Here is a 7,643-nt window from a genome sequence, read left to right on the forward strand (position 1 = left end):
TCCATCATCCTGGATGATTAGGAGCCTGATGTCTCTGCTCCCGTACGATAGCCTGGACCCCTTCTGCAGGACGGCGATATCATCAAATCATCTCCTGGACTCAATTCTGCAGGCGGCCATCTTGTATTCCGGGATCCTGGATACGGTATCAAGGGCGTCGGATGTCAAGAGGTTGGTCCCGTGATAATGGAAGGGCATGAAGGCCATCCCCGACATGACCCTATCCGAAATTTTTGCGCGTGCCTCCGCCTCCCCCCGGCGGGTTTTCACTGCCACCATTTCGCCCTCGGTGATCTTGAGATTTGAGGCATCAACGGGATTGACCTCCACATACAGCACCGACTCCCGCTCCTGCAGTGACGGGCTGCGCATGGTCATCGAGCCGCCATTGTAATGAAGCACTACCCTTCCTGTGCTGAGCAGAATGGGATACTCCGGGCTGGTGACCTCGCCGGGAGGAGTGTTTTGCAGGTCGAAGATCCTCGCCCTGCCGTCCGAGGTGGAGAACCTCTGCAGGTGCAGTATCTCCGTTCCGGGATGCTGCTCATCTGGGCAGGGCCAGAGGACTCCTCCGATCTTCGATATCCTTTCCTGGCTCATGCCTTTGTATTGGGGCACCAGGCTGCGGATCTCCTCCAGCACCTGGGAGGGGTTATCATAAGCCATCCCTTCTCCCAGTCCCAGCCGCCTGGCGATCTCGCAGATGATCCAGACTCCCTCTTTTGCCTCCCCCGGAGGCTCTATGGCCCTGTCGATCCATTGCACTCTTCTCTCCATGGAGGTATAGCTGCCGCTCTTCTCCGCCCAGGCGGCAGCAGGCAGGATGACGTCCGCCATCTTCGCTGTGGGAGTCATGAATATCTCCTGCACCACCAGGAAATCCAGGCTCTCCAGAGCGCGGCGGGTCTTATTGACATTGGCGTCGCATACTATCGGATCCTCTCCGGTGATGTAAAGGGCCTTGAGGCGTCCGTCTATTGCTGCATCGTTCATGTCGGTCGAGGTCAGGCCTGGGCCGAGGGGCAGGTCAGTGGCATTCCAGGCCGCCCGGAAAAACTCAATCGTCTTGGGATCCACCGATCTCCTGTAGCCGGGATAGAACTCCGGCATTCCCCCCACATCGCAGTTCCCCTGGACATTGTTCTGGCCGCGCATGGGCCAGACGCCGGCTCCAGGCCTTCCTATCTGGCCGCAGATGAGGGCAATGGTGGCGCAGGTCATAACGTTATCAGTTCCAGAGACGTGCTGGGTGATGCCCATGGAATAGAGCAGAGCTGAGGCGGAAGACTTTGCATAGACCCTGGCTGCCTTTACGATCTCGGCAACGTCCAGGCCCGTCTTCTCTGCCGCCTCTTCTATTGAGAAAACCGACAGGCTCTCTTTGAGCTCTTGGAAGCCGGTGGTGCGGGAGCTAATAAAATCAGCATCTTCCAGACCTTCATCGACGATGACCTTCATCATCCCCCGGAGAAGATCTATGTCCGATCCAGGATTCAGGCGAAGGTGGATGTCCGCCATCCAGGTGGTGGAGGTGATCCGGGGATCGGCCACAATCACCACTGCCCCATTGTCCTTTGCCTTCTCTACCCAGCGGGAGACTATTGGATGGGCCTCGGTGAAGTTGGTGCCGATGGCGAAAATGCATTTGGAGTTCTCCAGGTCGAGAAGGTTGTTGGTCATGGCGCCGGCGCCAAAGGAGGCGCCCAGACCCATCACAGTGGGTGAATGGCAGAGCCTGGCGCAGTTGTCCACGTTGGGCGATCCCAGGAGCCGGGCCATCTTCTGCATCAGGTAGTTCTCCTCGTTATTGCAGCGGGAGGAGACGAGAAAGCCCAGGGACTTCGGGCCATACCGTTCCAGGTTCCTTGCCAGACCCTGAGCCACCAGCTCCAGGGCCTCGTCCCAGCTTATGGGAATGAAATCGCTTCCAGACCTTTTCAGGGGATACACGAGGCGTTCCTGGTTATTCAAAAGCTCCAGAACGGAGTTTCCCTTGGGGCAGAGAGCGCCAACGCAGGTTGGGTGGTCGATCATGTATTTGATGCCTGTTGCTTTGCCCTTCTCGACCTGGATGAATAGGCCGCAGCCCACAGCACAATAGGGGCACAGGGATGCGATCAGCTTGGTCGACATAATAGTGGCACCTCATCCAGAACTGTATTCTTGCGAGCGTCATTCACAATGGTCAGCATATTCACCATCAGTAGCACCTGCCAGCATATACATTCCGGGTATCTAATATATGAATATATTGCATCAACGCATCAACGCTGACTGCTATATCTCAGCTCGAACTCTGCATGTTGCAGGCATTGCAGAACCTGGAAGGTAGTATGGATATGGATGGTTTAGTAGTTCGGGCCTTTGGCCGGATCTATTTTAAATATTGGGAGCCTCAATCGGACCTACATTCCCACAGTCACTTTTAAGCATGCAATGGAGAGGATTTAAAAGATGGCCTTTGAGATTGAAGGATTAAATTCAATCCCCCTCAGGCCTGCAAGAAAAGGCAAGAATAAGAGCGAGAAGGAGATCAGCGATTTTGCTCAGATCAAGTGCCTCTCCGACCTGGAGAGGGCTTCAAGAGAGGTAATCTGGCAAAATTTCGAGAAGTTGACCGCTTACATCTTTGAGCAGAATGATTTTTTAGTTGAGATAAATGCGGTGAAAACCCATAAGAGAAAACGCAGGCAGTACGATGTTATCGCCCGCAGGATGGACAGTACGATTCTGGTGGAGTGTAAGAAATGGTCAGGCCATCGCTCCCGGTTATCGGCTCTAAGAAGAGCTATTGAGCAGCATAAGGAACGATGCGAATTCTACCGGACGCTGACGGGAACAGAGGGTATTGCAGTTGTGGTGACTCTGATCGAAGAAGAGATAAAATCCTATGAGGGCGTGCCGATGGTGCCCATTTTGAAGCTCAACTCATTCATAAGAGAGATGAAAAGCGGCATCTATGAAGATCAGAGTCTAGAGCTTCAATGCGATTATCCCGAAGTGTCTGCCCTAAAGGATAATGGGGACGATTCCGATTGAAGCTATATGCCAAGAGACCGTTGCCCGATTCTATTCATCAAATCGATATGATTGGACGATCCTCATCATAGGTTCCGGAGCTGCATAGTAATCGGATAGGAACAATCGCCATCGATGCATATCTGAGGAGACATATCGGAACAGCTTCCATCGATGCAGATCGCATTTGCAGGGCAGATATTTCCGCATGCACCACAGTTCAGTGGATCGATGCTGGTGTCAGTGCACTTTTCATTGCAGACATCCAGGCCCGCCATGCAGGTGCAAACACCTTTGATGCAGACCATTCCTAAAGAGCAGACATTTCCGCACGATCCGCAGTTTTGAGTGTCTGTCGACAAATCGAAGCAAGTTCCATTGCAGGGGAACATGCCATCCAGACAGCTCATATTGCAGGGCGAGGTGATATTGATGCAGGTTCCGTTGCAGGGGAACATGTCATCCGGGCAGACTGGACCAGAGGAAGGAGCGGCCAGGCCGTCGGCAGTTGCACAGGCGACAAGAATTAGAATCAATGAGAGCATCAGTATCATTGGAGATGAATTAATCATAACCACTCATTTGCATCAATTGTATGTATCATTTTCTCTCATCTACCACTGCTGCAACATCTGGGCTCGAAACAGCTCAATTGCTGTCCGATCTCACCCTGGACAGCTTTGACTGCATGGAGATCTCCTTGTCCAGGCGCATGTCTATTCTTATAGTGGTGATTATCCTTTTAACCCCCATCTGAACGAGCTTATCGTTGGCCTTCTCCATCAGATCGAATAGCTCCTGGAGGCTCTTGCCCTCTACTGCGGTGGACATGGGACCTGGAATGAAGTTCACCTCTGCCTCCCCTAAAATATGGTGGATGGCTTTGATGTAGTCTCCTGCGCTGGTCCCCGATCCCATGGGGACCATGGAGAATTCAGCTACTATCATGATAATACTGTAGTACTGCAAGATATAGAAATGTTTTCTAGATGTTAAAGCTCGCTCATGCTCGTAGTTTAATCATCTTGAAAGATCCGTTTATGACCGCAAATGAGAAATGCGTGATTCGTCTCTCTGATGAAAGAGGAGCATTGATCGAGACCAGATACATCGAATTTGAGACCGATAAGGGCGAGGTAGTGGATATAACAGATGAGGTGCAAAAGAGCCTGGAGAGCACTTCGCTGAAGGCGGGAGCGATGGTGATCTTCGTTCCCGGGGCTACGGGAGCGGTGACCACCATCGAGTATGAGGACGGTCTGGTGGCGGACCTGGGGGATGCCCTGGAGAGGATTGCGCCACAGAATATCGATTATTCCCATAATCTGCGCTGGCACGATGGCAACGGCCATTCTCATATCCGGGCCTCGCTCATTGGACCGAGCCTGATTGTGCCCTTTGCTGCGCGAAGGCTGATTCTGGGCACCTGGCAGCAGATCGTCTTCCTGGAGCTGGATAACCGCAAACGCCACCGTAAGCTCGTCCTGCAGATGATGGGCGAATAGTCTGGATCTTGACCTTGCAGGGAATCAGCATAACAGACTGATGAACCGAGCAAGACCGATAAATTCGCATTATGGCTACGATGCCGTTGATGGCCGGAGAATCAACTCCAGCAGCTCTGTCAGCAATCTCCAGAGGCTGGAGTCCGAAGCCTTCTCAGAGGTTTTTCCCGGAACCACATCCTCGACCTTGATATCCATCCAGGCATATGGATCGAACTCATTGCTCCGGAAATCCTTTATTGTCGCATTTCCTGAATCCACCAGCATCTTATTGAAGTTTCTGCCGTCTTCAAGATAGCAGACAGCTATCCATCGACCGTATTCATCCTGGCCGTTCACATCGTCGATGTCCAGAGTCACTATATTATCCATGAGCCAGGAGTAGGTGTAGTCTCTTGCCCACTCGCCCTCTTTGCAGGCCCTCTCGCCGTAGAGCTCAGGAGCATCAAGGTCTGCCAGCCTGATCCTTATCGTATCCTCCTGGATGCGGCCATCATGCTCATCGATCTCGACGTCAAAGGTATCTCCATCTGTAACAAGAACCACTCTACCTGAAGCCTCATCAGGAGCGCCCGAGGCGAGGGCTATATAGAGCAATAGAATAAGCGTACAGAGGGCTTTTCCTGGTATCATGGCTTGTCCATCCTTTCTGATGCTCTTGTATCTTTCCCCTTAATCACTGGTCCTTGTTCAGGAAACGGGCGATCGGCCGCTTAACAACCTCGGTGGCGATGAGGTAAAGCACAGCAAGCCCCATGATGAGAGCCAGATGATCTAATGTCGGCATGGTGAACTCAAAGAGAGCGGCAGTCTGAGGAATCAACGGCAATGCGAGGGTGATTACGAAAGCCAGAGCTGAGATGAGCACAACGATCGGCGCGGGCCAGCCAGCCTTCTCTATCGGCAGCATGGACCGGATGGAGACCATGAGCAACAGCTCGGTGATCACGCTGGCGATGAACCAGTTGGTCTGAAGCACTTCAGGCGATATGCGATAGAACAGCGCAAAGTATATGAAATCAAATACGGTGCTGACCAGCCCCAATGTGACAAAAATAATATAGAGCGACCGGAAGTCGTAGCTCTGCGCCCGTGACACCTCTTTTGCCGAGACCCGGTCAAAGGCTATGGCCATCATCGGGAAATCCGAGAGGAGGTTGAGGAGCAGAAGCTGTTTTGGCAGCATGGGCAGAAAGGTGATGAACAGCGATCCGATGGCTACGGCATAGAAGTTTCCGAAGTTGGAGACAAGGGTCGCCCGGATGTATTTCAGTGTGTTGGCATGCGTCTCCCGCCCGAGGCGTATGCCGTCGACAATGACCCGCAGGTCGTTTTTCACCAGGACTATATCGGCAGTCTCACGGGCCACATCTGCCGCCGATTGTACCACCATTGAGACATGGGCCGCCTTCAGCGCTGGGGCATCGTTTATCCCCTCGCCTAAAAAGCCGACTGTATACTGCTCTTTGAGCTGCGCTATCAGCTGCAACTTCTGCTCGGGAGTGGTGCGAGCGAAGACCCGAATCTTGCCGATACGTTTATGCTGCTCCTGGGCAGGAAGGGCCAAAAACTCCGCTGCCCGTATGACCTCATCGCTGCTTGATACCAGACCAGCCTCCCTACCCACTGCTTCTGCCACTTTGAGGGCATCGCCAGTGATGATCGTGATGGCCACATTCAGCTCCCTGGCTAGATCGATGGTCTCGATGGTTGTATCTTTGAGGTTATCGACAAAGGATACAAAACCGGCAAATCGAGGTCCACTGCCATCATCATAGCTGACACCCAAAACCCTCCGGCCGTGATTCTCCTCCTCCGCCAGCCATGATCCCAGTCGATCCCTGTTGACCAGCCCCTGATCGAAGAAGTACTCCGGGCTGCCCCGGCGGATATGAAGCTGTAAGCCGTCTTTCAGGCTGACTATCGCCCCATTGCTGCGCAGAGCGGGATCGAATGCCTCCTCCTGCAGAATCCTGAAAGCCTCCAGTTCCTTTCTCTGCTCAGGGGCGAGAGCCTCGTCTGCAGCTCGATCAAACGGCTCTGGACTGCGCTCTTCAAGGCCGTGAGCAGCCAGACGGGCCAGCAGCAGTGGATGGAAGCGGGAGTCGGGATCCAGGTAATTCCCCTGGTAGACCAGGCGGTTCTCAGTGATGGTGCCGGTCTTATCAGTGCATAGCAGGTTCACCGATCCCAGATCCTGCACTGAGGAGAGACGTTTGACTATCACATCGCGTTTGGCCAGCTGGAGGGCTCCCCGAGAGAGGGAAAACGTCAGGACCAGGGGCAGAGCCTCGGGAATTACCGAGACTGCCAGGGCGATTGCAAATATCAGAAGCTGGGGAATATCGGTGCTCTTGCCCTCGATCAGCACATTTGCCAGGATGATGAACAGCAGAGTGATGATGGTTGTTCGCAGTATGAAGGTGCTGATGCGGTCGATGCCCTTTGTAAGCTCGCTTTCCGCCTGAACCTCGGAGGCGGTCTTGGCAATCGCAGCAAAGCGAGTCTTATTGCCGGTTGCAGTGACCAGAGCCAGGGCGTTGCCGCGCACAATAACCACTCCCTGCAGGAGGCGGTGTTCGTCATCTGCTTCTTGCATTGATGAATCGGCAGCCTGTTTGGATACCGGAATGCTCTCACCTGTAAAGGTCGTCTCGTCAACCAGCAGATTATGCGCCCTTCGAACTATGGCATCCGCAGGGACTATATCGCCGGACTCCAGGTTCAGTATATCTCCTGGAACGATCTCAACCACAGGGACCTCTTGATCTTTGCCATCCCGTCGAACGGTTATCGAGCGGACGAAATAGGACTTGAGCTTATCCGCTGCTGCATTTGATTTGTACTCTTGATATACATTTAAGGCGGTTCCAAGGAATACAAAGAACAGGATAAATGCACCATCAATCACCTCGCCCAATGCAAAGGTCACCGCTGATGCGGCCAGGAGCAGCAAGTTGAAGATTCCCGAAAACTGGCGCAGGATGAGCCGAATCAAACGATGTCGAGTCTGGGGTAATGCGTTGGGCCCATATTGGCTTTGGCGCTCCACCACTTCCTTTGATGTGAGTCCGTCCAGATCATTCATATTTTATTCCTGTACTTTCCAACTTTTTAACA

The 7,643-nt window shown here is 53.1% G+C and carries 7 protein-coding genes; 2 read left to right on the forward strand and 5 right to left on the reverse strand.

Annotated features, from left to right (window positions below; translation table 11 throughout):
• Positions 1-87: 87 nt before the first annotated feature.
• A complete protein-coding gene (gene fdhF, locus BP727_RS06465; protein ID WP_286857945.1) occupies positions 88-2,133 on the reverse strand; it encodes a formate dehydrogenase subunit alpha in 2,046 nt (681 codons plus the stop codon).
• A 321-nt stretch (positions 2,134-2,454) separates the two neighbouring features.
• Between fdhF and BP727_RS06470 the strand changes: the two genes are divergently transcribed.
• On the forward strand, positions 2,455-3,039 hold the full coding sequence (locus tag BP727_RS06470) for a restriction endonuclease (protein ID WP_013719780.1): 585 nt from the start codon (positions 2,455-2,457) through the stop codon (positions 3,037-3,039).
• A 65-nt stretch (positions 3,040-3,104) separates the two neighbouring features.
• On the opposite strand, the gene BP727_RS06475 is transcribed toward BP727_RS06470, so the two are convergent.
• Positions 3,105-3,590, reverse strand: a complete 486-nt coding sequence (locus BP727_RS06475) for a hypothetical protein (protein ID WP_013719781.1) — start codon at positions 3,588-3,590, stop codon at positions 3,105-3,107.
• A 76-nt stretch (positions 3,591-3,666) separates the two neighbouring features.
• Positions 3,667-3,966: an MTH1187 family thiamine-binding protein gene (locus BP727_RS06480; protein ID WP_013719782.1), complete on the reverse strand. Its 300-nt coding sequence runs from the start codon at positions 3,964-3,966 to the stop codon at positions 3,667-3,669.
• A 92-nt stretch (positions 3,967-4,058) separates the two neighbouring features.
• On the opposite strand from BP727_RS06480, the gene BP727_RS06485 reads away from it, so the two are divergent.
• Entirely contained in the window at positions 4,059-4,523 is a 465-nt protein-coding gene (locus BP727_RS06485; protein ID WP_013719783.1) for a secondary thiamine-phosphate synthase enzyme YjbQ, read from the forward strand.
• A 75-nt stretch (positions 4,524-4,598) separates the two neighbouring features.
• On the opposite strand, the gene BP727_RS06490 is transcribed toward BP727_RS06485, so the two are convergent.
• Together BP727_RS06490 and BP727_RS06495 are read right to left on the reverse strand one after the other, a co-directional pair.
• Positions 4,599-5,156, reverse strand: coding sequence for a thermonuclease family protein (locus tag BP727_RS06490; protein ID WP_273278312.1), 558 nt, complete (start codon positions 5,154-5,156; stop codon positions 4,599-4,601).
• A 43-nt stretch (positions 5,157-5,199) separates the two neighbouring features.
• Positions 5,200-7,611, reverse strand: coding sequence for a cation-translocating P-type ATPase (locus BP727_RS06495; protein ID WP_286857949.1), 2,412 nt, complete (start codon positions 7,609-7,611; stop codon positions 5,200-5,202).
• Positions 7,612-7,643 lie beyond the last annotated feature (32 nt).

This window comes from Methanosaeta sp. UBA356, assembly GCF_002496465.1.
GTDB lineage: Archaea > Halobacteriota > Methanosarcinia > Methanotrichales > Methanotrichaceae > Methanothrix > Methanothrix soehngenii.